Origin of the sequence: Sphingomonas sp. GCM10030256 (assembly GCF_042666415.1) — a bacterium.
In the GTDB taxonomy this organism is placed as follows: Bacteria; Pseudomonadota; Alphaproteobacteria; order Sphingomonadales; family Sphingomonadaceae; genus Sphingomicrobium.
In genome coordinates this window covers 474,793-501,277 of the sequence record NZ_JBHTDI010000002.1, presented here as the reverse complement: position 1 = coordinate 501,277, position 26,485 = coordinate 474,793, and the positions used below count along the sequence as shown (strand labels likewise).

At 66.6% G+C, this 26,485-nt stretch carries 23 protein-coding genes and 1 tRNA gene; 16 read left to right on the top strand and 8 right to left on the bottom strand.

Going from position 1 to position 26,485, the window contains the following annotated elements; all coding sequences use genetic code 11:
- Positions 1–2 precede the first annotated feature (2 nt).
- Positions 3–956, bottom strand: coding sequence for an NAD(P)H-dependent flavin oxidoreductase (locus ACFQPG_RS10215; protein WP_380812655.1), 954 nt, complete (start codon positions 954–956; stop codon positions 3–5).
- Positions 957–1,081: 125 nt separating this feature from the next.
- Between ACFQPG_RS10215 and ACFQPG_RS10210 the strand changes: the two genes are divergently transcribed.
- Positions 1,082–4,210: a PAS domain S-box protein gene (locus ACFQPG_RS10210; RefSeq protein ID WP_380812652.1), complete on the top strand. Its 3,129-nt coding sequence runs from the start codon at positions 1,082–1,084 to the stop codon at positions 4,208–4,210.
- 6 nt (positions 4,211–4,216) lie between these two features.
- On the opposite strand, the gene mutL is transcribed toward ACFQPG_RS10210, so the two are convergent.
- A complete protein-coding gene (gene mutL, locus ACFQPG_RS10205; RefSeq protein WP_380812649.1) occupies positions 4,217–5,998 on the bottom strand; it encodes a DNA mismatch repair endonuclease MutL in 1,782 nt (593 codons plus the stop codon).
- 112 nt (positions 5,999–6,110) lie between these two features.
- Here mutL and ACFQPG_RS10200 point away from each other — a divergent pair, with 112 nt between their 5' ends.
- From ACFQPG_RS10200 to ACFQPG_RS10170, 7 genes are all read left to right on the top strand, one after another.
- The gene (locus tag ACFQPG_RS10200; RefSeq protein ID WP_380812646.1) at positions 6,111–7,154 is read left to right on the top strand and encodes a rod shape-determining protein; all 1,044 of its coding nucleotides are present in this window, start codon (positions 6,111–6,113) and stop codon (positions 7,152–7,154) included.
- A 26-nt stretch (positions 7,155–7,180) separates the two neighbouring features.
- Entirely contained in the window at positions 7,181–8,050 is an 870-nt protein-coding gene (gene mreC, locus ACFQPG_RS10195; protein WP_380812643.1) for a rod shape-determining protein MreC, read from the top strand.
- Positions 8,050–8,571 carry a rod shape-determining protein MreD gene (gene mreD / locus ACFQPG_RS10190; RefSeq protein ID WP_380812640.1) on the top strand — a complete coding sequence of 174 codons (522 nt, stop codon included), beginning with the start codon at positions 8,050–8,052 and terminating at the stop codon, positions 8,569–8,571. Before mreC ends, mreD begins: the two co-directional genes overlap by 1 nt.
- On the top strand, positions 8,568–10,517 hold the full coding sequence (mrdA, locus tag ACFQPG_RS10185) for a penicillin-binding protein 2 (protein WP_380812637.1): 1,950 nt from the start codon (positions 8,568–8,570) through the stop codon (positions 10,515–10,517). Before mreD ends, mrdA begins: the two co-directional genes overlap by 4 nt.
- On the top strand, positions 10,517–11,629 hold the full coding sequence (rodA, locus tag ACFQPG_RS10180) for a rod shape-determining protein RodA (protein ID WP_380813131.1): 1,113 nt from the start codon (positions 10,517–10,519) through the stop codon (positions 11,627–11,629). The genes mrdA and rodA overlap by 1 nt, the downstream gene beginning before the upstream one ends.
- Positions 11,630–11,716: 87 nt before the next feature.
- Positions 11,717–11,792: transfer RNA gene (locus ACFQPG_RS10175), tRNA-Lys, on the top strand.
- 146 nt (positions 11,793–11,938) lie between these two features.
- Positions 11,939–12,109 carry a hypothetical protein gene (locus ACFQPG_RS10170; protein WP_380812634.1) on the top strand — a complete coding sequence of 57 codons (171 nt, stop codon included), beginning with the start codon at positions 11,939–11,941 and terminating at the stop codon, positions 12,107–12,109.
- Here ACFQPG_RS10170 and ilvC read toward each other — a convergent pair.
- Together ilvC and miaA are read right to left on the bottom strand one after the other, a co-directional pair.
- Positions 12,106–13,077 carry a ketol-acid reductoisomerase gene (gene ilvC, locus ACFQPG_RS10165; protein WP_380812631.1) on the bottom strand — a complete coding sequence of 324 codons (972 nt, stop codon included), beginning with the start codon at positions 13,075–13,077 and terminating at the stop codon, positions 12,106–12,108. The genes ACFQPG_RS10170 and ilvC overlap by 4 nt on opposite strands.
- A gap of 10 nt (positions 13,078–13,087) precedes the next feature.
- Positions 13,088–14,020, bottom strand: coding sequence for a tRNA (adenosine(37)-N6)-dimethylallyltransferase MiaA (gene miaA, locus ACFQPG_RS10160; RefSeq protein ID WP_380812628.1), 933 nt, complete (start codon positions 14,018–14,020; stop codon positions 13,088–13,090).
- Here miaA and serB point away from each other — a divergent pair.
- Positions 14,013–14,903 carry a phosphoserine phosphatase SerB gene (gene serB / locus ACFQPG_RS10155; protein ID WP_380812625.1) on the top strand — a complete coding sequence of 297 codons (891 nt, stop codon included), beginning with the start codon at positions 14,013–14,015 and terminating at the stop codon, positions 14,901–14,903. The two genes, miaA and serB, sit on opposite strands and share 8 nt — an antisense overlap.
- On the opposite strand, the gene ACFQPG_RS10150 is transcribed toward serB, so the two are convergent.
- On the bottom strand, positions 14,900–15,841 hold the full coding sequence (locus tag ACFQPG_RS10150; protein ID WP_380812622.1) for an SPOR domain-containing protein: 942 nt from the start codon (positions 15,839–15,841) through the stop codon (positions 14,900–14,902). The genes serB and ACFQPG_RS10150 overlap by 4 nt on opposite strands.
- 121 nt (positions 15,842–15,962) lie before the next feature.
- Here ACFQPG_RS10150 and ACFQPG_RS10145 point away from each other — a divergent pair, with 121 nt between their 5' ends.
- Genes ACFQPG_RS10145 through ACFQPG_RS10135 form a run of 3 tightly spaced genes read left to right on the top strand, consistent with a single transcriptional unit; the run spans position 15,963 to position 18,690 of the window.
- On the top strand, positions 15,963–16,685 hold the full coding sequence (locus ACFQPG_RS10145) for an AAA family ATPase (RefSeq protein ID WP_380812619.1): 723 nt from the start codon (positions 15,963–15,965) through the stop codon (positions 16,683–16,685).
- A gap of 14 nt (positions 16,686–16,699) precedes the next feature.
- A complete protein-coding gene (locus tag ACFQPG_RS10140) occupies positions 16,700–17,347 on the top strand; it encodes a hypothetical protein (RefSeq protein ID WP_380812616.1) in 648 nt (215 codons plus the stop codon).
- 5 nt (positions 17,348–17,352) lie between these two features.
- Positions 17,353–18,690 (top strand): tetratricopeptide repeat protein, encoded by a 1,338-nt coding sequence (locus ACFQPG_RS10135; protein WP_380812614.1) that lies wholly within the window; start codon positions 17,353–17,355, stop codon positions 18,688–18,690.
- Here the strand turns inward: ACFQPG_RS10135 and ACFQPG_RS10130 are convergent.
- Genes ACFQPG_RS10130 through ACFQPG_RS10120 form a run of 3 tightly spaced genes read right to left on the bottom strand, consistent with a single transcriptional unit; the run spans position 18,687 to position 21,164 of the window.
- Positions 18,687–19,574: an aspartate carbamoyltransferase catalytic subunit gene (locus tag ACFQPG_RS10130; RefSeq protein WP_380812612.1), complete on the bottom strand. Its 888-nt coding sequence runs from the start codon at positions 19,572–19,574 to the stop codon at positions 18,687–18,689. The genes ACFQPG_RS10135 and ACFQPG_RS10130 overlap by 4 nt on opposite strands.
- Before the next feature lie 10 nt (positions 19,575–19,584).
- A complete protein-coding gene (ruvX, locus tag ACFQPG_RS10125; protein WP_380813129.1) occupies positions 19,585–20,055 on the bottom strand; it encodes a Holliday junction resolvase RuvX in 471 nt (156 codons plus the stop codon).
- Positions 20,052–21,164 carry a DUF3089 domain-containing protein gene (locus ACFQPG_RS10120; RefSeq protein ID WP_380812611.1) on the bottom strand — a complete coding sequence of 371 codons (1,113 nt, stop codon included), beginning with the start codon at positions 21,162–21,164 and terminating at the stop codon, positions 20,052–20,054. Before ACFQPG_RS10120 ends, ruvX begins: the two co-directional genes overlap by 4 nt.
- Positions 21,165–21,275: 111 nt before the next feature.
- On the opposite strand from ACFQPG_RS10120, the gene gatC reads away from it, so the two are divergent.
- The 4 genes from gatC to ACFQPG_RS10100 all read left to right on the top strand — a co-directional run bounded on the left by gatC (position 21,276) and on the right by ACFQPG_RS10100 (position 26,347).
- Positions 21,276–21,563, top strand: coding sequence for an Asp-tRNA(Asn)/Glu-tRNA(Gln) amidotransferase subunit GatC (gene gatC, locus ACFQPG_RS10115; protein WP_380812609.1), 288 nt, complete (start codon positions 21,276–21,278; stop codon positions 21,561–21,563).
- Positions 21,563–23,044 (top strand): Asp-tRNA(Asn)/Glu-tRNA(Gln) amidotransferase subunit GatA, encoded by a 1,482-nt coding sequence (gene gatA / locus ACFQPG_RS10110; RefSeq protein ID WP_380812607.1) that lies wholly within the window; start codon positions 21,563–21,565, stop codon positions 23,042–23,044. The genes gatC and gatA overlap by 1 nt, the downstream gene beginning before the upstream one ends.
- Before the next feature lie 109 nt (positions 23,045–23,153).
- Positions 23,154–24,629 carry an Asp-tRNA(Asn)/Glu-tRNA(Gln) amidotransferase subunit GatB gene (gene gatB / locus ACFQPG_RS10105; protein ID WP_380812605.1) on the top strand — a complete coding sequence of 492 codons (1,476 nt, stop codon included), beginning with the start codon at positions 23,154–23,156 and terminating at the stop codon, positions 24,627–24,629.
- Between the two features lie 98 nt (positions 24,630–24,727).
- Positions 24,728–26,347: an alkaline phosphatase family protein gene (locus ACFQPG_RS10100; RefSeq protein WP_380812603.1), complete on the top strand. Its 1,620-nt coding sequence runs from the start codon at positions 24,728–24,730 to the stop codon at positions 26,345–26,347.
- Positions 26,348–26,485: the final 138 nt, after the last annotated feature.

The following is a 26,485-nucleotide window of genomic DNA, read 5'->3' as shown; positions in this document are numbered from 1 at the left end:
CTTCAGCCGCAGATCAGCGCTTTTGCCGCAGCATATTCCTCGGCCAGACGAGCTACCAGGTCGCCCGCCGGGCGGACTTTGTCGATCACCCCGATGCCCTGGCCCGAGCCCCATATGTCGCGCCACGCCTTGGCGCCGCTCGCGGACTGGAAGCTCATTGCTTCCGGTCCCGCTTGCGGGAGATTGTCGGGGTCCATTCCGGCAGCCGCGATCGAGCCCCGAAGGTAGTTGCCGTGAATGCCCGTGAACAGGTTCGAGTAAACGATGTCCGCTGCGCCGCCCGCCACCACACCCTGCTTGTAGTCGTCGCTGGCGCGGGCCTCGTCGGTCGCGATGAAGGGTGAGCCGATGTAGGCCAAATCGGCTCCCATCGCCTTTGCCGCAAGGACTGCACCGCCGGTTGCGACCGCGCCGGACAAGGCGAGCGGCCCGTCGAACCATTTGCGGATCTCCTGCACCAGCGCGAACGGCGACCAGCGCCCGGCATGTCCGCCGGCCCCGGCGGCGACGGCGATCAGCCCGTCGGCGCCTTTTTCGATCGCCTTTCGGGCATAGCGGTCGTCGATGATGTCATGGAGGGTTAACCCGCCCCAGTCGTGCACCGCATGGTTGAGCTCCTCGCGAGCCCCCAGCGAGGTGATGACGATCGGGACCTTCCACTTCGCGCAGGTCCCCATGTCGTCTTCGAACCGGTCGTTGGAGCGATGCACGATCTGATTGACGGCGAACGGCGCCGACGGGGCGTCCGGATGATCGCGGTCGTGGGCGGCCAGCTCTTCGGTGATCTGGTGCAGCCATTCGTCCAGCTGGCTCTGCGGGCGGGCATTGAGCGCCGGAAAACTTCCGACGATTCCCGCCCTGCACTGAGCGATCACCAGATCAGGGTTGGACACAATGAACAATGGCGCGCCGATTACCGGGATCCTGAGGCGGTCGAAGACGGCAGGAAGGGTCATGACGGGATCCCGGCTGTAAAAAGGTTGCCTTGCGCTACCATTTGCCCGCCCGGGTGCAAATGGGCTGCTTGAGTTCGGGGGTTTTCCCAGCGTAAGTCGAACTTTGTCTCGGGGCCGCCTTCACAATGGATGCAGTAGGCACAGCATTGGACCCGTTGGCGGCAACGGCTTTCTGGCGGGAAGTTGCCGACAGCATGCCGCAGATGGCGTGGATCAATGACCCGACCGGCAATCCTCTGTGGTTCAATCGTAGCTTTCTAACCTACACCGGAGCACCGATCGACGAGCTGATGACGGCCTGGTCTCAGTTTCACCACCCCGACCACAAGGGCAGGGTAATCGGCAGCTTCGCCAGATCTTTGGAAACGGGAGAGGCCTGGCAAGGACGCTATCCGCTTCGTGGACGGGGTGGCTATCGCTGGTTTCTCGGGCATGCCCAGCCGCTGCGGGACGCGGAGGGCCGCATCACTCATTGGTTCGGAACCAACACCGACATCACCGACCAAATGACGGCCGAAGACCAAGCGCAGGAAGCGACCAAGCGGCTGAACGCCATCCTCGACAACACGACCATGGGCGTGTTCCTGATGGACGAGCGGCAGCAGTGTGTGTTCGCCAACGCCGCGGCGGAGAGTCTGACGGGGTATAGCTTCGACCAGATGCAGGGTCGCCCTCTACATGACGTCATTCATCACAAGAAGCCCGACGGGTCCTACTACCCCCTTGAAGAGTGCCCGATCGACCGTGCCTTTCCTGAACATGCGCGGACCAAGGGCGAGGAACTGTTTGTCGCGCCGGACGGAAGCTTCTATCCCGTGGCCTTCACCGCAAGCCCGCTGCTCGACGAGGCAGGCAAGCCGGTCGGCACGGTCATCGAAGCGCGGAACATCGAGGAACGGCGCGCGCGCGAAGCAGCACTTCGTGAAAGCGAGGAGCGTTATCGAACTGTCTTCGCTTCAGCTGCCGTCGGCATTGGACGGGTCTCTCCCGAGGGTCCTTTCCTCGAGGTCAATGACCGTTTCTGCGACATTCTCGGTCGCAGCAGGGAAGAGATACTGAGTTGCGGCTGGAAGGAGATCACCCACCAGGACGATCTTGAAGCCGACGTCGCCCTGGTCGAGCGTGCCCTGCGCGGTGAGATCGACAGCTACACATTGGAAAAGCGCTATCTGGCCAAGGACGGCGAAGACATCTGGGTGAGCCTGACCGTCTCGGCGGAAAGACACGCAGACGGGAGCGTCAAATTCTTCATCCCGGTCGTCGCGGACATTCGCGAGCGAAAGGCGGCTGAAGCTGCACTCAGGCGCAGCGAAGAACGGTATCGCGCGCTGTTCGAGTCGATGGAGCAGGGCTTCTGCGTGCTTCAGGTGACCTTCGAGGGTGACCAGCCGGCCGACTATCGCTTTTCAGAGATCAACCCGGCCTTCTCGGAGCAGTCCGGCCTCGGTAAGGAGGTTCTCCACAAATCCGTGAAGAAGGTCGTTCCGGACCTCGAGGGCGTCTGGTTCGAACGCTACGGACGGGTCGCATGGACTGGCCAGTCGGTCCGGTTCACGGAGCATGCTGCGGCGCTGGGCCGGTGGTTCGACGTTTATGCCTTCCGCATCGGCGACCCCCTGGAGCGGAATGTCGCCGTCCTGTTCACCGACATCACAGCCCAGCGGGAGCAGCAACTCGCGCTCGAGCGCAGCGAGGCGCAGCTACGCGCGGTGCTCGAGGCCGCTCCAGTTGGCTTGGTGTTTGCCGACGCGACTGGTCAGATCACCGGCGGCAACGCGCGGGTCGAGGAGATCATCGGCCGCCCGATCATCCAGTCCGAAGCCGTCGAGCGCTACAAGCATGATTATGTCGCCTTCCACCGCAACGGCCGCCAGGTCGAGAGCGAAGAGTATCCACTCGCCAAGGTGATCGCGGGGCAGGCGGCACGGGCGGAGTTGGTCTGCCATGTCCAGCGCGGAGACGGCTCGCGGGCTTGGGTGCGTTATGTCGCGACCTCGATCCGCGACGTGGATGGGACGCTTACCGGCGGAGTGGTCGCGTCGATCGACATCGATCGCGAAGTGCTCCTGACGGAAGGCCTCGAGCGCGAGGTGGAGAAAATCATCGCCGAGCGCGAGCAGGCGCAGGAAGCGCTTCGGCAGAGCCAGAAGCTGGAAGCCATGGGACAGCTGACCGGCGGGGTCGCCCACGATTTCAACAATCTCCTGACCCCGATCATAGGGAGCCTGGACCTGCTCCAGCGCAAGGGGGAGGGGGACGCGCGCACCCAGCGGCTGGTCAACGGCGCGCTACAGTCCGCCGAGCGGGCCAAGGTGCTGGTACAGCGCCTGCTGGCTTTTGCCCGTCGCCAGCCGCTTCAGCCGACGGCGGTGGACGTGGGCCAAGTTGTCAGCGACATGGCCGACCTGGTGGCAAGCACGTCCGGACCGCGGGTGCGGGTCGAGGTGGATGTCGCGCGGGACCTTCCGGCCGCGTGTGCCGACAGCAACCAACTCGAAATGGCCCTCTTGAACCTGAGTGTGAATGCGCGGGATGCGATGCCGGAGGGTGGCAGCATCAGAATCGGTGTCCGTGCCGAGACTGTTGTGGCGGGCCAGGAGGGACTGGCGAAAGGACGGCATATCGTTCTCACGGTCGCCGACACGGGCACCGGAATGGACGGGGAGACCTTGCGGCGGGCGATCGAGCCGTTCTTCTCGACGAAGGGCATTGGCAAGGGCACGGGCCTTGGCCTCTCGATGGTCCATGGGCTCGCCGCGCAGCTTGGGGGAGCGCTGCGGATTTCCAGCAAGCCAGGGGAAGGAACGGCCGTCGAGTTGTGGCTGCCGGTCGCGGCCGATGCTGCGGCGGTCCCAATCGTTCCGTCGCGCGAGTCGCGCCTGTCCGCGCTCGGAACCGCGCTGCTGGTCGATGACGAAGAATTGGTGCGGGCCTCGACGGCGGCCATGCTCACCGACCTTGGCTATGAGGTCGTGGAGACGGACTCGGCCGAGGCCGCATGGTCCGCGCTGGACGACGGACTCGCGCCGGACCTGCTGGTGACGGATCACCTGATGCCGGGGATCACCGGGACCGATTTGGCCAAGCGCGTCCGATCGCGCTTGCCCGGACTCCCGATACTGGTGGTGTCGGGATACGCGGATCTGGACGGGCTTGTCGGGGATATTCCCTATCTTGCCAAGCCGTTCCGGCAGGCGGACCTGGCGGAGAGCCTGACGGCCCTGACCCCAACCGCCGGGACCAACGGCGGCTGACAACCGTCAGCGGCGGCCGAACAGTTTCTCGATGTCGCCATGGGCGAGCTTGACCCACGTCGGACGGCCGTGATTGCACTGGCCGCTGTGCGGAGTGACCTCCATTTCGCGCAGCAGCGCGTTCATTTCCGCAACCGACAGGGTTCGCCCGGCGCGGACCGAATGATGACAGGCGAAGGTCGCCGCCAGCTCATCCAGCCGCTCCTTGAGCGAATGCGGGCTGCCCAGATCAGCAAGCTCGGCGGCAAGGTCGGCGAGCATCCGGGCAGCATCGATGCGGCCGAGCGGCGCAGGAGTCGCCCGGACGAGGATCGCCGAGGGGCCGAACCGCTCGATCTCCAGCCCGAAGTGGGCGAGTTCCGCTGCCGCCTCCTCCAGTCGGTCGCAGTCGGGCTCGTCCAACTCGACGACATCAGGCATCAGCAGCGCTTGGCGTGCGACCCCGCCGTTGCCGGCGCTGCGCTTGATCCGCTCGAGCACGAGGCGCTCGTGGGCCGCATGCTGATCGACGATGACGAGGCCGTCTTCAGCCTCCGCGACGATGTAGGTCGCCGCCACCTGGCCGCGGGCGACGCCGAGCGGGTGAGCGGGCACTGCCGCGCTGGCTGGCTCCGCGCGGGCGGCTGGCGCGTGGTGGAACAGGGCGCGGGCTTCCGCGACCATGCTCGTTCCAACGGTCGCCGTAGGGGATTGGGGAGGCCAGGGAGGCGGCGACTCATAGGCACCTCCGCCCGCCCCAGGATGGCGCAGGTCGGTTGACGACACCCACTGCACCGGTGCGGCGAGTTGCTCCCGCGCGGCGCTGCGGTGACCGGCCTCGTCGAGCGCCGCCCGTAGGCCGCCGACGATCAGCCCGCGCACCGCTGCGGGATCGCGGAAGCGGACCTCCGTCTTGGCCGGGTGGACGTTGATGTCGAGCTCGTCGGCGGGAACTTCGAGGAATAAAGCTGCGATCGGGTGGCGGTCGCGGGCGAGGAGATCGCGGTAGGCGGCGCGGAGGGCGCCCACCAGCAGCCGGTCCTTCACCGGACGCGCGTTGACGAACAGGAACTGCTGGTCGGCTGCCCCGCGGTTGAACGTCGGCAGGCTGACCACGCCGCCGAGCCGCAGCCCGTTGCGGACGAGGTCGATGCCGAGCCCATGCCGCTCCAGCCCGGGATCGAGCAGCGCCGCGACCCGGCCCTGCAGCCCGGACGGCTGCACGCCGAGCGACCGCCTGCCGTCATGCTCCAGGGTGAAGCGGACATCCGGTCGGGCCATCGCCAGGCGGCGCACCGAATCGAGGCAGGCGGCATATTCGGCGCGGGGGCTGCGGAGGAACTTGCGCCGCGCCGGCACCCGGTCGAACAGGCCTTCCACCCGGACCCTGGTTCCGGGCGGCAACGCGGCCGGGCCCTCGTCGAGCCGCTCGCCGTGATCCACCGTGATCCGCCACCCGTCAGCGCCTTGAGGCCGACTTTCGAGTGTGAAGCGCGCGACGCTGGCGATGGAGGGAAGGGCCTCGCCACGGAAGCCGAAGCTGGTCACCGCCTCGATTCGCTCGTCCGGCAGCTTGGACGTAGCGTGCCGTTCGAGCGCCAGCGCCATGTCTGAGGGGCTCATGCCGTGTCCGTTGTCGGTCACCTCGACGAGGTCGAGCCCGCCCGCGGACAGGCGCACGGTCACCTCGGTCGCGCCAGCGTCGAGTGAATTCTCGACCAGTTCCTTGAGGGCGCTGGCCGGGCGCTCCACCACTTCGCCGGCGGCGATGCGATCGACCAAGTGCGACGGCAGCCTTCTTATTGACATGTTGGGGGTCCTAGCCCAATCGACTGGCCCGGGCGAGGCGCTGTTTTTCCGGCAGATTCAACAGCGATTTACGTCAACGGATTGACCTCATTTTCAGGAAGACGGTCGGGGAATGTTCTGGACGCGCTGGTTCAAATGGATGTCGCACGACATGGCGATCGATCTCGGGACGGCGAACACGCTCGTCTACGTCCGGGGGCGCGGCATTGTCCTCAATGAACCCTCGGTGGTCGCGATCGAGACGATCAACGGCATCAAGAAGGTGAAGGCGGTCGGCGACGACGCCAAGCTGATGATGGGCAAGACCCCCGACCAGATCGAGGCGATCCGCCCTCTCCGGGATGGGGTCATCGCCGACATTGATGTCGCCGAGCAAATGATCAAGCACTTCATCCACAAGGTGCACGGCGGCAAGATGCGCGCCTGGCGCTTCCCGGAGATCGTGATCTGCGTGCCGTCGGGCTCGACCAGCGTCGAACGCCGCGCGATCCGTGACGCCGCCTCCAACGCCGGGGCGAGCCAAGTGTATCTGATCGAGGAGCCGATGGCCGCTGCGATCGGCGCTGACATGCCGGTGACGGAGCCGATCGGATCGATGGTCGTCGATATCGGCGGCGGGACCACGGAGGTGGCAGTGCTGTCGCTTCGCGGTCTGGCCTACACGACCTCCGTTCGGGTCGGCGGCGACAAGATGGATGAGGCGATCTCGTCCTACGTCCGGCGCAACCACAATCTGCTGATCGGCGAAGCGACCGCCGAGCGGATCAAGCAGGAGGTCGGCATCGCCAAGCCGCCGGTCGACGGGATCGGCAAGACCGTCCACATCAAGGGCCGCGACCTGGTCAATGGCGTGCCCAAGGAAATCACGATCAACCAGGGCCAGATCGCCGAAGCGCTGTCCGAGCCGGTCGGCACCATCGTCGAAGGCGTGCGGATCGCACTCGAGAACACCGCGCCGGAACTGGCGGCCGACATCTGCGACCAGGGGATCGTCCTAACGGGCGGCGGAGCGTTGCTGCAGGGCCTAGACGAAGTGCTGCGGGACGAAACCGGGCTTCCGGTCACGGTCGCCGAGGATCCGCTCACCTGCGTCGCGCTCGGCACCGGCCGGGCGCTCGAGGAAGAGCAGTTCCGCGGCGTCCTTCAGACCGCTTAAGAGGGTAGGGGCAAGTGGCGCCACCAATGGGTGCGCGCCCCGGCTGGTCGCGGCGGGCGCAGTATGGGCTGTTCTTCAGCTTCGTCGCGGCGCTGACCGGCGTTCTGCTGGGCATCGTGCTGCTCGCGATGTCACTGGCCGCTCCGAACGCCTATGCCGGCATCCGCGGTGCGGCGCTGGACACGACTGCGCCAGTCACCGGCGCATTGCGCGAAGCGGTCGTCACGGTCGAAGGGCTGTTCAGCGGCGCCGGCAATTACTGGAATGCGGCCCGTCAGAACGCCGCCCTCAAGCAGGAACGGGCGACCATGCAGCGCCAGATCCTACAGGCCGGCGCGATCATCAACGAGAACCGCCAGCTCAAGGCTGTGCTGCAACTGCGCGAAAAGAGCGCTCGGGCCGTCGCGACTGGCCGGATTGTCGGCTCCTCCTTCGAGAGCCAGAGGCGCTTCGCGGTGATCTCGGCCGGGACTGGGGACGGAGTCCGCATCGGCATGCCGGTGCGCGCCGCAGACGGCCTGATCGGCCGCGTGGTCGATGCCGGCCGCACCGCCAGCCGAGTGCTCCTCATTTCCGATCGGAGCAATGTGCTGCCCACCCGGCTGCTGCGCGGCGGGATGGCGGTCATCTCCACTGGCCGGGGCGACGGGACTGTCGACCTTCGCCCACTGGAGGTCGGCCGCAATCCGTTCCGGCGGGGCGACGTAGTGGTGACCTCCGGCACCGGAGGCCTGTATTCGCCGCTGATCCCGGTCGCCCGAGTGGTGCGTCTGGACGACGACGGCGCCATCGCGGTCCCGCTGGCTGACCCGTCCGACACCAGCTTCGCGGTGGTGGAAACGCCGTTCGAAGAGGCTGCCCTAGCAGTGGCCGACGAGACCGCGGACGCGCCCTGATGGTCCGCTTCGCACTTGGCAGGCCGAACACCCTGGAGCGGGGCCCCAAGGCGCTGGCCCGATTCGTTCCCGCTATCTCCGTCGCGGTCGCCGCCTGCTTCGCGTTGATGCCGATCGTAGTCCAGCTTGGCTGGATTCCGGATGTCGGCTTCCTGCTGCTGATCGCCTGGCGCCTACTCCGCGGCGACGTGATCCCGGCGTGGTGGGCAGCGCCGCTCGGATTGGTTAATGACTTGCTCACCGGAACTCCGATAGGTTTGTCTGTGGTGATCTGGACCACCGCCATGCTGCTGCTCGACCTTCTCGATCGCCGCACGATGTGGCGAGACTATTGGGTGGAATGGGGGCTCGCGGCAGTGCTGGTGGTGGGCAATGAGACGACGCGCTGGTGGATCGACGGGCTGATGGGCGCGCCGGTGGCGTACGCCAGCCTGCTGCCGCCGATCACCTTGTCCATCCTGGTGTTTCCACTCGCGGCCTGGGCGGCGAGCGCGCTCGACCGGTGGAGGCTGGGCCGATGAAGCACGACCAGCGCCGCTTCACAAACGTCCATCAGGGCCTGACCTTCTCCCGTCGGATGATGGTCGTCGGCGGGGCTCAGGCGGCGGTCGGCGCGGCCTTGATCGGCCGCCTCGGCTGGCTGTCGATCGCCGAGAACGAGAAATACAATCTCCTGTCGGAGGACAATCGGGTTCAGCTGATCATCGTCCCGCCGCGGCGGGGCTGGATCATCGACCGGTTCGGCAAGCCCATCGCCATCAACCGCAGCGACTTCCGCGTCGATATCATCCCGGAGCGGATGACTGACGTCGCGACGGAGCTGGGAGTCCTCGCCAACCTGCTCCAGCTCGGCCCGGACCAGATGGACCGGATCCGGCGCGAGATCGAGGAATCCAAGGGGTTCAAGCCTGTCCAGGCGGCGGAGAACGTGCCCTACGAGCGCTATGCGGCAGTGACGGTACGCTTGCCCGAGCTACCAGGCGTTGAGCCGGCGCGCGGGTTCACCCGCTTCTATCCTGCCGGCGCAGCGGTGGGACATCTGGTCGGCTATGTGGGCGCGGCCAGCGCCAAGGAATATGAGGAAGAGAAGAACCCGTTGCTGATCACGCCCGGGTTCAAGATCGGCAAGGAAGGGCTAGAGGAGGTGCTGGAGAAGCGCCTACGCGGCGATCCGGGCGGCCAGCGGGTGGAGGTCACCGCGCGGGGCAAGCTCGTGCAGGAGCTGACGCCCAAGCCGGACCGGTCGGGCGGTACCGTCCAGCTGTCGATCGACGCGGGCCTGCAGGAATATGCCGCCCGGCGGCTGGGCGAGGAAAGCGGCAGTTGCACCATCCTCGACTGCCAGACAGGCGATATCCTGTGCATGGCCTCCATGCCGTCCTACGATCCGAACAGCTTTTCCGACGGGATCGGCCGAACCGAGTGGAAGACACTGTCGGAAGATCCCCGCAAGCCGCTACTCAACAAGACGGTCAACGCGCTTTACCCGCCGGGTTCGACGCTGAAGCCGATGGCCGCGCTCGCGCTGCAGCAGCACGGGATCGACCCCAGGGAGCGAGTGTTCTGCGGCGGCGGTTACCAGCTCGGCAATCGCTTCTTCCGCTGCCTCGGGCGGCACGGCTCGGTCGACATGCACCGGGCGATCGCCAAGAGCTGCAACAGCTATTTCTACGCGATGGCCAATCGCATCGGCTACGACAAGATCGCGCCCACCGCCCGCCTGCTCGGCCTGGGGGAGAAGTTCGATCTGCCGCTGGTCAGCCAGAATTACGGCACCATTCCGGACAGCGAGTGGAAGCAGCGCCGCTTCGCAAAGAACCGGCGACTGATTGAGCGGCCCGACTGGACGCGCTCGGACACGCTGAATGCGGTCATCGGGCAAGGCTTCGTGATCGTGAACCCGCTCCAGCTGGCGGTCAGCACGGCTCGCATCGCCAGCGGGCGCATGGCCCATCCCATGCTGATTGGCGCGCACAAGACGCCCGCACCTCTGCTGGACCTCTCGCCGAAGCATCTGGACACGGTGCGCGGGGGCATGTGGGAAGTCGTCAACGGCGACGGCACGGCTGGAGCGTCGCGGCTCAACATTCCGGGCATCGAAATGGCGGGCAAGACCGGCACCGCGCAGGTCCGCCGGCTCGCCGCCAGTGCATCGCGAGGGCAGGGCGGGGACTGGCGGTACCGCGACCATGGGCTGTTCGTCTTCTTCGCGCCGTTCGACAAACCCCGCTACGCCGGCTCGGTCGTGATCGAGCATGGCATGGGCGGAGCGCGCGCGGCCGCACCCGTGGCCAAGGACGTGCTGACCTACCTGTTCGACCGTCAGGCGGCGGTGAAGCGGCTCGCCGAACTGGAAGCGGACTGGGGCGGCACGCTGATCGAGCGCACCGAACGGCGGGCCAGGGCGATCGATGCCGCGGCGGCGGCGGCAAGCGCCGCTACCGCCACCAAGGCGTCTGGCGCATGATGATCTCATCCGCGATCATCCCCCAACCGCTGGCGCGCCTGCCGTGGAGACTGATGTTCCTGGTCGGGGGGATCGGCTTGTTCGGCCTAGTGAACCTGCTCTCTGCGGCCGGCGGTTCGCTGCAGCCCTGGGCGCTCCGGCAGGGCCTGGCATTCCTCTTCTTCTTGTGCGTCGCCGTGGCCATTTCCAACGTGCGGGAATCGACGGTCAAGCAGCTGATCCTGCCGGTTTACGCGACCATTGTCCTGATGCTCATCGCGGTGGATGCGCTCGGCTTTGTCGGCAAGGGCGCGCAACGCTGGCTCGACCTCGGCATCATCAGGCTGCAGCCGTCCGAGTTCATGAAGCCCGCGATCGCTCTGATGCTTGCCCGTTTCTATGAGCTTCTGCCGGCCGGGGACATCAAGCGCTTCCGCGCGATCTGGCCCGCCGCCATGCTGATCGGGGTCCCGGCGGTCCTGGTGCTGCTTCAGCCCGACCTCGGGACGTGTCTGATGATCGTCTTCGCAGGCATCACCGTGATGTTCGTCGCAGGCGTACCGCTACGCTGGTTCCTGGTCCCGGGCGGCATCGTGGCAGCGGCCATCCCGATCATCTACCAGTTCCTGCACGGCTACCAACGCAAGCGGATCGACACGTTCCTCGACCCCGAAAACGATCCCCTGGGCTCCGGCTACCACATTACGCAGAGCAAGATCGCGATCGGCTCCGGCGGAATGTTCGGCAAGGGCTTCCTCCAAGGCAGCCAGAGCCATCTTCAATACCTCCCCGAGGGGCATACCGACTTCGCCTTTGCGACGCTGACGGAGGAATGGGGGATGGTCGGTGGGACCATTCTCATCCTCGCGTATCTGATGGTGCTCCGCTGGAGCATGAAGGTGGCGGTGAAGGCGCCGACCCGCTTCGGCCAACTCTCCTGCGCGGGGCTGTCGGCGGTGCTGTTCTCCTATTTCGCAATTAACCTGCTGATGGTGATGGGCCTGGCCCCGGTGGTAGGCATTCCCCTGCCGCTGGTCAGCTATGGCGGATCGGCGGTGATGACGGTGATGATCTGCCTTGGCCTGCTGATGAGTTTCGAGCGGCAGCAGCGGACCCGGTCGACATTGTCGTAAAAGGCGGTTGCAACGAGGGCGGGCCCCCGCTAAACGCCCGCTCGCGCCACCCGCTTAAAGGCCGGTGAGCCACTTGCCACCCGGCATGGACGCATAGCTCAGTTGGTAGAGCAGCTGACTCTTAATCAGCGGGTCCTAGGTTCGAGCCCTAGTGCGTCCACCACCACCACCTTGTTTCCGTTCGATTGCTCGCCACTGCGTTGATCGCGGTTGTTGTCGTTGCACAACCGAAACCGAGGCGACTTTCACGGGCTTTTCTGCTATGAGATAGGCCTTGCGAAATCGACCGCGCAGGCCAGGGAGGCATCGATGGAAGAAACCAATCGGACCTACTTCGCTCGCCGTGCGGCGGAGGAAGAGGCTCGGGCCGTGCATGCTACCGACCCGCACGCGGCCGAGGCTCACCGCAAGCTGCAACGCGCCTATGTGGAACGCGCAAGCGTGGGCGATCGCTGGCAGGACCGGGACATCGTCGGCTAGGCCGAGCGGTCAAGCGACTGGCGGGTTCGCTCCAGGAGAGAGGCGGCTGCGCGGCGTCTTGATTCCCTAAGCCGGGGGTAACCGGCATCCGCTTCCTCCGAGAGCTGCGCCGCGAAGCGGCCGCTGCGGATCTCCTCTAAGATGGTGCGCATGTCCCGGCGAAGATTGTCATCGACCAGTCGCGGGCCGCCGAGCAGTCCGCCCAGCTCCGCCGTATTGCTGATCCGCTCGCGCATGGCAGCGAGCCCGACCCCCTCGACCAACTCGGCGAGCAGCTTCAACTCGGACACGCATTCGAGGTAGGCGACCTCCGGCTGCACGCCTGACTCCACCAACGTATCGAAGCCGGCGGCAAGCAATTCCGGGACGGCGCCCCATACCACCGCTTGCTCGTTGAACAGGTCGGCGACGCATTCTTCCTCGAAGGTCGAGCGGATGATCCCGGCGCGGCCGCAACCGATGGCGGCCGCATAAGCGAGTGCGAGCCCCCAGGCGCCCCCGGACGCATCCCGCGCCACTGCGGCCAGCGCGACCATGCCCTTGCCCGCGGCGTATAGGGAGCGAAGCGCGCTGCCGGGTCCTTTTGGAGCGACCATGATCACGTCCAGGTCGGGGCGCGGGGCGATCAGCCCGAAGTGGATCGCAAGGCCGTGGCTGAACCCCAAGGACGCGCCGGGCTTCAATGCGTCGGAGATGCAGTCGTAAATGCGGGCGAGTTGCTCGTCGGGAGCGAGCAGCATGACCAGGTCCGCGTCCTTGGTCGCCGCTGCGGGATCAAGCACCTGCAAGCCTTGGGCGCCGGCCTCCGCCGCGCGGTCGCTGCCTTCGCGCAGGCCGATCCGGACGGCGACCCCGCCGTCGCGCAGGTTCAGCGCCTGCGCCCGGCCCTGGTTCCCGAAGCCGATGATCGCTACCTGCTTGCCGCGCAGAGGCGAAGGGTCGATGTCGGCATCGCGGAGCAGGGTCATGGATGTCCTGCTAGTCCTCTGACGTAAGTAGGGCCAGTGCCCGCTCCACCGCCTCCCGTGAGTCCAGCGGCTCGGCGAAGCGACGCCATCCGGGCGGGGCCTGGTTTGCGAACCAGGTATATTGCCGCTTGGCATAGCGGCGAGTTGCCTGTTGACACGCCGCAACGGCTTCCGCCCGGGAGACCTTTCCGGCGAGCATGGCGGCGATCTCCGGCACTCCGATCGCCCGCATCGCCGGCAGGGCAGGGTCGAGCTTCCGGGCGAGCAGGTGTCGCACCTCTTCCGCAGCACCGGCCCCGATCATCTGTTCGAAGCGGCCGTCGCATCGCGCGTAAAGCCAATCCCGCGGCGGGAGCAGCACCAGGGCGGAGACCGCGACCCGTTCCCCAATGCCGCCGGTCCTGTGCTTCTGCCACTCCTCCAGCGAGCGCCCGGTCGACAGAATGACCTCCAGAGACCTCGCCACCCGAGTGCTGTCGGTCGGGCGCAGCCGGGCGGCCGCGGCCTCGTCCAGCGCTGCCAGGTGTGCCCAGTTTACGGCGACCGGGTTTTCGCGCACTTTTCGCCGGATCGCCGGGTCGATTTCCGGTACGGGGGCGATGCCGTCGAACAATGTCCGAAGATACAGTCCCGTCCCGCCAACGAGGATCGGCAGCCCGCCGCGCCCATGAACCCGCTCCACGGCCCGCCGGGCTTCTTCCGCCCAGTCGGCGGCGGAGCAGGGGTGGGCGGCATCTCGGGTACCGAACAAGAGATGCTCCGCCCGGGCGAGGTCGTCGGGGGCCGGCCGTGCGCTTAATATCTCGAGGTCCGCATACACCTGGGCGCTGTCGGCGTTGATCACCGTGCCGTCGGTCCGCTCCGCCAGCGCGATCGCAAGTGCCGACTTGCCGCTGGCCGTCGGACCGGCGATGACGGCAACAGGAGGACGCGTCTTGATCATTGCCACGCTCGTAGCAGCCGGACGGCTGACAAAGGAGAGCCTCTATTCGGCTGCGGATCGGCTCGAAGATGCGCGGTTCAAGGCGCATGAATGGAGCTGGATCGACGAGGGCAGCGCAGCGGACATCGAAATCCAGGCCGATCCGTCGAAAATCGCGCAGCTGCGATCCCTGCTGGAAGGCAGCATCCCCGAGACGGACGTCATCGTCCAACCAGGGGAAGGCCGCGAGAAAAAGCTGCTGGTCGCCGACATGGACTCGACCATGATTGGGCAGGAATGCATCGACGAGCTGGCCGATTATGCCGGCAAGAAGGACGAAATCTCGTCGGTCACCGAACGGGCAATGCAAGGCGACCTCGACTTCGCGACGGCGCTGGTCGAGCGGGTCGCCAGCCTCAACGGGCTCAACATCGGCGCGATCGACCGCTGCCGGGCGGACCGGGTCCGGGCGAATCCCGGAGCACGGACGCTGGTGCAGACAATGAAGCGGCGGGGCGCGATGACCTTGCTGGTGACTGGCGGCTTTCACGACTTCGCCGATCCGATGGCGGCGGAGCTCGGCTTCACCGAGGTGCGCGCCAATTATCTCGAAAGCGTCCATGGACGCCTAACCGGAAAGGTCGCGGGCAAAATCGTTGATGCGACCGCCAAGTGCGCCGCGCTGATCGAAATGCGCGATCGTCTTGGATTGTCGAAGGACGCTGTGCTTGCGGTCGGCGACGGTGCGAACGACGCGCCGATGATCACGGAAGCGGGCTTAGGCGTCGCTTACCGAGGCAAGCCGAAGCTGCTCGCGGCGGCCGACGCTCGGCTGGACCACAACGACCTGACCGCCTTGCTGTGGGCGCAGGGCATCCCGCGGCGCGAATGGGTCCGGGACTAGCGCCCAGCCGTGGGAAAGCAGGCTTGGCCGCGCGCCGCCAGAGCGCCGCATGCCATATTGGCCGCGGCACGCGTGGGGTAGGGGCCGACCTGGAGGCGGGTCATCGCGCCGACCGGCACCAGCATCATCTGCTTGCCGGGCAGAGCGGGTGAGACTTTGCGGAACAGAGCTTCCGCACCGGACCGTTGCGAAAAAGCGCCAAGCTGGATTCGCCACCCGCCGGTTACTGAAGGGGTGACCGCTGCTGTGGGCAGCGGCCGCGGAGCCTTGGCAGTCGTGGCCTTGGCTACCTTTGCAGCGGCAGTTTTCGCAACGGGCGGCGGTGGTGTGCTGCGGTCTGAAGCAGGACTGGGCGCCTGCTGCATCATTTTGGCCTGCTGCTTCGACCATTGCAGGGCCATCGCGACGCCTTTCTGCCGCTCCGGCAGCGGGATCAGCTGATCCATTTCGGCAAGCGTGTTCTGCGCGGCCGCCAGCCCTTCCGCGGCCGCTCGGCTGACCATCGCATAAGCGCGTACCCGGTCGATCGGCACCCCGTCGCCGTTGAACAGGGCGGTTCCGTAGACCAGCAAGGCTCGCGGGTCGCCAGCCTCTGCCCCCGACTTGAGCCAGCGCAGGGCGGCGGTGCGGTTTCCATTCTGAAACAGGAGCATTCCCAGGTTGGCCTGCGCTTCCGCATGCCCCTGCTTGGCAGCCCGCTCGAAAAGGAGCTGCGCCTGCCCGAGGTCGAGCGGCACACCCCGGCCCAGCTTGTAGGCCTGTGCGAGGTTGAACTGCGCGTCGGCATCGCCGGCGGCGGCCAGCGGTTGCCAGATCCGCACCGCCTGCGTCCGGTCGCCGCGCTGCCAGGCGGTGATCCCCTCCTTCACCGTTGGAGCCGCTGCCACCGCGGCGGACAAGGCAAACGCCGTCGCTCCAATGATCGCTGCTGCCCGCATGTGCTTCCCCCTCGCCGGAACCGCGCCAGCCTAGAACAAGGCTGGAGCAACGTTAACCAGATTTTAGGTCGGCCCGGCGCATCCCTCTTTGCGAACAGAGCCTATTGGCGAGGGGATAAGGATGCGCGTTCTTGCTTTGGCATCGCAGAAGGGGGGCAGCGGCAAGACCACGCTCTCGGGCCACCTGGCGGTGCAGGCGCAGTTGGCCGGGCAGGGGCCGGTCTGCCTGATCGACATCGATCCGCAAGGGTCGCTTGCCGATTGGTGGAACGAGCGCCAGACCGAGATGCCGGCATTCGCGCAGACCACGGTCGCGCGGCTTGCGTCCGACCTGGAAGTGCTTCGCCAGCAGGGCTTCCGTTTGGCGGTGATCGATACTCCGCCGGCCATTACCATGGCGATCCAGAGCGTGATCGCGGTTGCCGAACTGATCGTCATTCCGACGCGGCCGAGCCCGCACGACCTGCGCGCTGTGGGTGCGACGGTCGACCTGTGCGATCGCGCCGGCAAGCCGCTGATCTTCGTCGTCAACGCGGCGACGCCCAAGGCCAAGATCACCTATGAAGCGGCGGTCGCCCTGTCGCAGCATGGCACCGTTGCCCCGGTGACGCTTCACCACCGCACCGATTTCGCCGCCTCGATGATCGACGGCCGCACCGTTATGGAGGTCGACCCCAAGGGCCGCTCCGCCAAGGAAGTGGTCGAGCTGTGGGATTACATTTCCGACAGGCTCGAGAAGAACTTCCGCCGCACCGTGTTCGCAGCCCCGAATGCCGCGCCGGGCATCGGCGCCGCCAGTCCGCGACCCGTCGGCGGCTTCGGCCGCCGCGTCGTCGGCCAGTAAGGGAGGGCGACGTGATGAGCGAACCCAAGGCTTTCGCCTCCCTCTCCTCCGGCCTGCTCGCCCGCAAGGGCGCCGCGCGTCCGGCCATGAAGCCCCAGGGCTTCGGCCAGATGGGCAACGGCCTCGACGACCTCGGCTGGAACGACATGGGCTTCGAGCCGCCCAAGCCGTCACTCGCACCGGTCCGTGACCTTGATCATGACGGGTTCGGCGAAGCGGTGCCGACGCCGCCGCTGCGCAACCCGGTTGCCGGGCTGAGCCCGGTGTCGCCGGTGCATCACCAGCATGCGGAGATTGCCGAGCGACTCGCAGATCCGGGACCGGATGGAGACGCTGAGTTCGACGAAACCGCCGAGCTGGTGGGTGCCGACGCGCCGTCGATTGCCGAGATCGTTCAGTTGCCAACGCCTGTCGTGCAAGCTGCGGCACCTGCGCCCCGCCGAGCGCCTCGGGTGCGGTCGGCGCCTGGTGCGAAGCCCAAGGCGGCGTTCACGCTCCGTCTCGACCCGGACCGTCACCTGAAACTTCGGCTCGCTTGCGCGGTCAGCGCAGTGTCTGCCCAGCAATTGGTGACCCAGGCCCTCGATCACCTGCTCGCATCCATGCCGGAGCTTGAAGCGATGGCGCAGCGGGCGCCTGACAAGGCCGCCAAGAAGGGATAAGTACCATGACCAAGCCGCTGTGTGCCGGTGTTGCCTTGTCTGCCTTCGCCTTCGCCCTCGCGCTGACCGGCTGCGCGAGCACGGGGAGCAACGGTGCAACCGCCGGCGGGATCGCGGGCAAGGTCGAAGACAGCTACATCGCCTTGGCCCTCAAGGCCCAGCAGGCGCTGCAGGCAAAGGATTATGCCACAGCAACGGCAATGGCTGAACGGCTTGTCGAAAAGAGCCCGACGGACGCCGGCTTCCGCACTCTCCTTGGCAACGCTTACCTCGCCGCTGGCCGGTTCGCGTCGGCCGAGGCGGCTTTCCGCGACTCGCTCAGCTTGCTGCCAGGCCAGGCGGGAGTTCCGCTTAAGCTGGTCCTCACCCAGATCGGCCAGGGCCGAAGCGACGCGGCGCTTGCCACGCTGGAGCAGTTCCGCGGCGGGATCGAGGCCGCCGATGCCGGCCTTGCCACCGCTCTGGCCGGGCAGCCAGGCAATGCAGTGGCCATGCTCGACGAAGCGGCTCGCCGCGAAGGCGCAGACGCCCGGGTCCGGCAGAACCTCGCGCTTGCATATGCGCTTGCCGGGGATTGGAACTCGGCTCGAACGGTCTCCGCCCAGGACCTCCCGCCCGATCAGATCGATGCTCGGATCGCGGAATGGATGAGCTTTGCCAAGCCGGCGCAAGCGGGGCAGCAGGTTGCCGCACTGATCGGTGTCACGCCGGCCGCCAGTGATCCGGGACAGCCGGCTCGCCTCGCCTTGGCGCGCGCCGAGACTCACCTGGCCGAGGCAGCGCCGGCATCGCCGGCGGCGCCGGTCGAAGCCGTCGCGCCGCACGCGGTCGCCGTTAGCGCGGCAGCGCCGGTCTATGCGCCCGCCGCGCCTCCGGTCGCGGAGGCTCACGTCTCTTTCACTCCAGACGTCGGCGAGGCGGCACCAGCGCTTGCCGCGGTTGAGCAACCGCTGCCGATGCCGGTCGAACCTGCCCAGGTGCTGCGCGAAATCCGCCGCGAACCGGTCCGGGTCAGCGGCGCGCTGCCGAAGCCGCAGCAATTGCGCCGCGCCGCCGCCGCGCGGTTCGCGACCGGCAGCAGCAAGGCCGTCGTCCAGCTTGGCGCCTATGGCTCCCCGGCCAGAGTGGCCGCGGCATGGTCAGCCGTCAGCAAGCGCCACGTCTCGCTCCGCCGCTTCACGCCCGCCAGTGCGCGCTTCGGCTCCGTCTACCGCTTGTCGCTCAAGGGCTTCGCCAGCGACCGCGAAGCGCGGCTGCTGTGCGAATCGCTGAAGCGGGCAGGGTCGAGCTGCTTCGTCCGCTCGGTCGCCGGCGATACCGCGGTGCGTTTCGCCTCCCGCTAGGAGGCGCCGTTCACCAACAGGTCGAGACAGGCCATGCGGACGGCAACCCCGTTCGCGACCTGCTTCAGCACTAGCGACCGTTGCGGATCGTCGGCCACGGAGTCGGCAATTTCCACGCCCCGGTTCATCGGGCCGGGATGCAGCACGACAGCATGGGGCGCTGCGGTAGCCAAGCGCTCGGGAGTAAGGCCGTAGCGGGCCAGGAATTCTCCGGGGGCATCCCCCAGATCCTCGTCCAGCCGCTCACGCTGCACTCTCAGCATCATCACCGCGTCGGCGCCGGCGATTGCCTGGTCAATGCTGGCGACGCTCTCCTCATCGGGAAGCAGGGCAGGGGGTCCCGCCAGCCGCACCTTGGCCCCCAGGCGCGGCAACAGCTTGGCGTTTGAGCGGGCCACCCGGCTGTGGCGCACATCGCCGCAGATGGCGACGGTCAGGCCTTCCAGCCGGCCGAAGTGCTGGCGGAGCGTGAGCGCGTCCAGCAGCGCTTGGGTCGGATGCTCGTTGGTGCCGTCGCCGGCGTTGATCACCGGGCAATCGACCAGAGCGGCCACGGCTGAGGCCGCGCCATTCTCCCGATGCCTGAGCACAAGCGCGTCCGGACCCATCGCGTTCAAGGTCCTCGCCGTATCCTCCAGCGTCTCGCCCTTCTTCACGCTGCTATGCTCGACCGACAGCGTCAGCACCTCAGCCTGCAGGCGCGCTGCCGCCATCGCGAAGGACATCGCGGTCCGGGTGCTGTTCTCGTAGAACAGGTTGAAGACGGTCCGGCCCGCCAGCTTGCCGGGAGCCGTGTTCCTTTCACCCTTCGAAAACAGATCCGCGGTGTCGAGCAGGATCCCGACCTGTTCGTCGCTGAGAGAATCGATGGAGATGAGGTGCACGGTCGGCCTGCTAGTCGCCGCGCGGCAGGTTGGCCAGCGCGTCGATCGCGCCCTGCAGGATGTGGGCAGCGGCGAGCTTGTCCACCGCCTCCGCCCGCTTGGCGCGGCTGACGTCAGCGGCGATCATTGCCCGCTCGACCGCCTGGGTCGACCAGCGCTCATCCCACAGCAGGATGGGCAAGCCAAGCGGCGTGCAGTTGCGGGCGAACGCCCGCACCGATTGCGTACGCGGGCTGTCGGTCCCATCGAGGTTCAGCGGAAGGCCGATCACCAGGCCTGCGACGGCCTGTCGCTGGACGACTGTGCGCAGCGCTTCCAGATCAGCAGTAAACTTCGCGCGACGGATCGTCTCCGCAGGTCCGGCGAAGCTCCAGCCGGCGTCGCAGACCGCCACGCCGATCGTCTTGGTGCCGACGTCCAGACCGGCCAGCTTGCCCGGCACCACCGCCTCGGCGAAAGCCGCGGGGGACGCAGTGATCAGGGACGCCATGACGCCAGCCGCCGCGCCGCATCCTGGCGGGTCGAGCCCCAGAACAGGGCATAATCGTACACGTGGTAATTGTTGCCGGGCAGGACGTACGGGCCAAGTTCGGGGATCTCGCCGTCGATCATCAGGAAGCCGTTGTCGCAGCGCGCGCTCACTCGGCCGACCGCCAGGGACGCGTCGTTCAGCTCCCCATCGACCGGCTCCAGAGCTCCGGCATTGGCTCTTGCCGGAGCAGCACCGTCCATGATCCCGCTGACCGGGTTAGTGCACAGCATGTCCTCCCGGCGCCGCTCGGCACCGTTTGGCCCCTTGGACCCGACATAGACATCCGTGATCAGGCTGGTGTTCGCCGGCTCCTTGAAGCTCTGCCAGGACAGGATACACCCAGCCTGGTCCGCGGTGCGGCACGCCGGCAACCCCATCGCAGGCACGTCGGCCGTCAGCGACAGCGGCCACCCCACCACGTAAGCCGCCGCGATCCGCCGTGCGATCGGCCGGCCAGCCACCTTCTCGCGCAACAAGCGGGAAAGGTGCAGCGCCCCTTGGCTATGCCCCGCGAGGATGATCGGTTGTCCAGGTTCGACGGAGGCGACGAAGCGTTCGAATGCTCCCGCGACATCGTGGTAGGCGAGCTCCAGCGCCTGGTCGGCATCATGGCCTTGGAGCAGGAAGGCCCCGAACGCCGCCTGGCGGTAGCGCGGGGCCCACACCTCGCCTGCCGCGTTGAACGCGCTCGCCTGGCTGCGCACGAACAGGGCCGCGCGCTGGCGACTTTCTCCATCGCCGAGCAATGCGTTCCAACGGTCCTTGCGAAGATAGGTCGTCGGGTGGATGTAGAAGACGGCGGCCGTACCGCGAGCCGCGTCCTCGGCGAAGTCGCGGGGGCGCCAAACGGATGGATCCTCTGCAAGGCCGGGCTTGGCGATCCAATTCTCATCCAAGGCGTAATCCGGCCCCGTACGCGGCGCTGGCGCCTGGAAATGTCCCTGCGGTTTGATCTGGGTGCGCAGCACCTCGCCGCCGTACTGGAACACGGCAAATGCTCCGGCGCACGCCAGCAACGTCAGCACGAAAACAGCAAGCAGGAACCGACGCGCGCACATGGGGTGGCGGCAGTAGGCACTGCCGTCACCTTGAGCAAGACACCCGAACTGGCGCGATCGTGATCGCCCAGGTTCTTGCCGCACTGCAGAGGCGCCGCTATCGCCCCCCGCATGTCAGTAGATACCGCCACCGTGCGGCACATCGCGAAGCTTGCGCGGCTCCAGATGAGCGACGCGGAGGTTGAAGCGCTGGTGCCGGAACTCAACAACATTCTCGGCTGGGTCGAGCAGCTGGGCGAGGTCGACACCGATGGTATTGAGCCGCTGACGGCGGTGATCGAGCAGAAGCTTCGGCTGCGGGACGACGTGGTGAACGATGGCAATTGCCGCGACGCGGTGCTGGTCAATGCGCCGGACGCGCAGCATGGCTTCTTCGCGGTGCCGAAGGTGATCGAATAGTGTCGGAGCTGACTTCCAGGACGATCGCGGAGCTTCGGGACGGGTTCCGCGCCGGGCACTTCTCTGCGCGTGAGATCGCCGAGGCGTTCAACGCCGCCGTTGCGGCGGGTCGGGCACTCAATGCCTATACGGTAGAAACGCCCGAACTCGCGCTCGCTGCCGCCGACGTAGCCGATAAGGCCCGGCAGGCAGGCGACCTTGCCGCGCTGTCCGGCATTCCGCTCGGCATCAAGGACTTGTTCGCGACCGAGGGCGTGGACACCACCACCGGGTCCAACATCCTCAAGGGCTTTAAGCCGCCCTATGAGAGCACCGTCTCGGGCAATCTCAAGCGGGCCGGCGCAGGCATGCTGGGCAAGCTCAACATGGACGAGTTTGCCATGGGCTCGTCGAACGAGACCAGCGCCTATGGCCCGGTGATCAGCCCGTGGAAGCGCAACGACAGCGGCAATGCCGCGATCACTCCTGGCGGAAGCTCGGGCGGATCGGCGGCGGCGGTTGCGGCGGGCCTTGCTCCGGGGGTGACCGGGACCGACACGGGCGGTTCGATCCGCCAGCCGGCAGCGTTTACCGGCATTTCGGGGATCAAGCCGACCTACGGCCGCTGCTCGCGTTGGGGGATCGTCTCCTTCGCATCCTCCCTTGACCAGGCAGGGCCGATGGCTCGCACGGTGCGGGACTGCGCGATTTTGCTCGAAACGATGAGCGGTTTTGACGCCAAGGACTCGACTTCGCTGGACCTTCCGGTGCCGCAGTGGGAAGCGGGATTGTCGAGCAATTTCAAAGGCAGGCGCGTCGGTATTCCCAAGGAGTATCGCATCGACGGTGTTCCGGAAGAGATTAACGCCCTGTGGGACCGCGGGATCGAATGGCTGCGCGATGCGGGTGCCGAGCCGGTCGAGATCAGCCTCCCGCACACCAAATATGCGCTGCCGACGTATTACATCATCGCGCCGGCGGAAGCCTCCTCGAACCTCGCCCGCTACGACGGTGTGCGTTACGGGCTGCGCGAAGCCCCGCCGGGCGGCAACCTCGACGCGATGTATGCCGCGACGCGTGCGGCGGGCTTCGGGGCCGAGGTCAAGCGACGGATAATGATTGGCACCTATGTGTTGTCGGCGGGATTCTACGACGCCTACTTCAACAAGGCGCAGCGGGTGCGAGCGTTGATCAAGCAGGATTTCGCTCGCGCGTTCGAGCAGTGCGACATCATCCTCACCCCGACCGCGCCGAGCGCCGCCTTCGGGCTGGGCGAAAAGATGAGTGATCCGCTGGCGATGTACCTCAACGACGTGTTCGCGGTGCCGGCGAGCCTAGCCGGCCTGCCGGCGATGAGCGTGCCAGGCGGGCTCGACAGCCAGGGACTGCCGCTCGGGCTGCACCTGATCGGCCGTGAGCTAGACGAGCAGGGTGTGCTGAATGCCGGCCTGGCGCTCGAGGAGCGGGCGGGGTTCAGGGCACGGCCGGAGAAGTGGTGGTGAGCGCTCCTTCTTGCCCGCTTGCCCTGAGCTTGTCGAAGAGCCGCGCTGCTTTTGTAATCCCCAAGGAAGGGCAGGGCTTCGACACGCTCAGCCCGTACGGTTTCTGAACATGGCTGACGTAAACGCACCCTACCGCATCAAGGGCGAAACGGGCGAGTGGGAGGTCGTGATCGGCCTCGAGGTTCACGCGCAGGTGACCTCCAACGCCAAGCTGTTCTCCAGCGCAGCGACCGCTTTCGGCGCCGAGCCCAACACGCAGGTGAGCCTGGTCGATGCCGCCATGCCCGGCATGCTCCCGGTGCCGAACCGCGAGTGCATCCGCCAGGCAGTGCGGACTGGAATGGCGCTGGAAGCGCAGATCAACAGATGGTCGCGGTTCGACCGCAAGAATTACTTCTACGCCGACTTGCCTCAGGGCTATCAGATCAGCCAACTTTACCACCCGCTGGTCGGCGAGGGCACGATCCACGTCCTGCTCGACGAGAAGGACGAAGGCAGCCGCAAGGACATCGGCATCGAGCGCATCCACGTCGAGCAGGACGCGGGCAAGCTGATGCACGACCAGCACCCGACGATGAGCTACGTCGACCTTAACCGCTCCGGCGTCGCGCTGATGGAGATAGTGTCGCGGCCAGATATGCGCTCTCCCGCTGAGGCAGGGGCATATCTCCGGAAGCTGCGAGCGATCCTCCGCTACGTTGGCTCGTGCGACGGCAACATGGAGGAAGGCTCCATGCGCGCGGACGTCAATGTTTCAGTGCGCCGCCCGGGCGAGGCGTTCGGCACCCGGACGGAGACGAAGAACGTCAACTCGGTCCGCTTTGTGATGGCAGTGATCGAGCATGAAGCGCGCCGCCAGATCGAGGTGCTGGAGGAGGGTGGCGAGATTGTCCAGGAGACACGTCTCTATGATCCCGACAAGGGTGAGACGCGCTCTCTGCGGTCCAAGGAAGACGCCCACGATTATCGCTATTTCCCGGATCCCGACCTGCTTCCGCTCGAACTGGAGGACGCGTTTCTCGAGGAGTGCCGCGCCAGCCTGCCGGAGTTGCCGGACGCCAAGCGCAAGCGGTTCGAGAGCCTTGGCATCACGGCATACAATGCCAGCGTCCTCACCGCCGAGGTCGAGACGGCGCGCTGGTTCGACCAGTTGCTCGACGCCGGAGCCGCGGCGCCTCAGTCGGCCAACTGGGTTGTGGCAGAGCTGTTCGGTGCTCTCAACCGGCGTGGCGAAACTATTGAGAACTCGCCGGTGTCGCCGCAGCGGGCAGCGGAACTGCTCGGCCTCGTCGCCGACGGCACCATCTCCGGCAGCCTCGCCAAGCAAGTGTTCGAGATCATGCTGGAGGAGGGCGGCAGCCCGGCGGAGATCGTCGAGGCGCGCGGGCTCAAGCAGACCAGCGACACCGGCGCGATCGACGCGGAGATCGACAAGATCCTCGCGGCCAATGCTGACAAGGTGGAGCAGTACAAGGGCGGCAAGCAGCAGCTGTTCGGCTTTTTCGTCGGCCAGACGATGAAGGCGATGGCCGGCAAGGCCAACCCGGGCGTGGTGAACGAGCGTCTGAAGGCGAAGCTTGGGTAATCGTCCTGCCGGGCTTGACCCGGCATTCGCCTTCCTTTCTCGTTCGAGAACAAGGCCGATCCCAGCTTAGGGCCGGGTGACGTTCTTCCGGAGCTTCCATGCATAAATTGCTTCCTGTCGCCGCTGCTTTCATGGCTGCACCCGCCGCCGCCCAGCAACCTGCACCGCCCAAGCTGATCGTCGCCATCTCGGTCGACCAACTCTCGGGGGACCTGTTCGACCAATATCGGCCGCATTTCCGCGGCGGCCTGGCTCGGCTGTCGCAGCAAGGCACGGTTTTCGCGCGTGGCTTTCAGAGCCATGCGGCGAGCGAGACCTGTCCGGGTCACTCGACGATCATGACCGGTGCCCGTCCGGCGCGAACCGGGATCATCGCCAATTCCTGGATCGACCAGGCCGCGCAGCGCACGGACAAGACCATCTATTGCGCCGAGGACGAAAGGGTCGCCGGATCGACCTTCGCCGCTTACACCGTCTCACCCGAACACTTGCGGGTCACCACGGTTGGTGAGCGCCTGAAGGCCAGCAACCCCGCTACGCGCAATGTCGCGGTAGCGGGCAAGGATCGGGCGGCGGTGATGATGAGCGGCCATCGCGCCGACCAGCGCTGGTATTGGGACGGGAAGCAGTTCGCCACCGACCTGAAGGACGCTGCCGTCCCGCGTACCGTCAGCGCGCTCAACCAGGCACTCGCTGCCAGCCTTGCCGCCGCGCAGGCTCCTTTGCTCGCGCCGGCTTTGTGCCAGTCCAAGTCCAAACCCTATCAGGTTGCGCCCAACCTAACGGTGGGGACCGGAAGGCTGGAGCGGGCTGCCGGCGACATTCGCGGCGTTCGTGCCACTCCCGAGTTCGACGGAGCCGTGCTCGCTATCGCTGCGGGGCTGGTAGGAGAAATGGGGCTTGGCCGCGGGAACCAGACAGATGTGCTGTCGATCGGCCTGTCGGCCACGGACTATGTCGGCCATTCCTATGGCAGCGGCGGCCCCGAAATGTGCCTTCAGCTGCTCGCGCTCGACCGGGAACTTGGCGATTTCTTCGCGCAGCTTGACCGGAACGGCATCGATTATGCGGTGGTCCTGACGGCCGACCACGGCGGCATGGACATCCCGGAACGGCTCCGCGACGCTGGCGTAAGCGGGTCGATCCGGGCCGACCCGGCGCTTGCGGCGAGCGAGATCGGCAAGTTGCTGGCGCCGCGACTGGGCCTCACGGGACCCGTTCTTCGCGGCGAGGGGCTCGGCGGCGATGTCTGGCTCGACGCTGCGCTTCCTCCCGCCTCACGGACGAAAGCCCTGGCCGCTGCCGTTGCCGCCTACCGGGCGCATCCGCAAGTGCATGCGGTCTTCACGGCGGAAGAGCTTGGGCGCACTCCGCTCCCGACTGGCGTCCCCGATCACTGGAGCATCCTGCAGCGGGTGAGGGCATCGTTCGACCCACGCCGCTCCGGCGACCTCTTGGTCGTGCTCAAGCAGTTCGTCAGCCCGATTGCCAAGCCGTCTAAAGGCTATACCGCTACCCATGGCAGCCCGTGGGATTATGACCGGCGGGTGCCGATCATTTTCTGGCGAAAAGGCGGCGCGGCTGTCGAGCGCACCGAAGCGATTGAGACCGTGGACATCATGCCGACCTTGAGCGCTCTGGTCCGGCTTCCTGTCGCGCCGGGAGCGATCGACGGGCGGTGCCTTCCGAACGTTCTCGGCGTTCGCTGCTCCCGCTAAGGACAGCCGGCTAAGTCACTGGAAGCTTGCATCTTTGTTCGACTCGCGGCAGACCTGTCGCATTCAATCGAGGTGACTTGCATGCGTTGTTCCCTTGCGCTGGCTGCGGCTGCAGCGTCCTTGTCACTGTCCGGATGC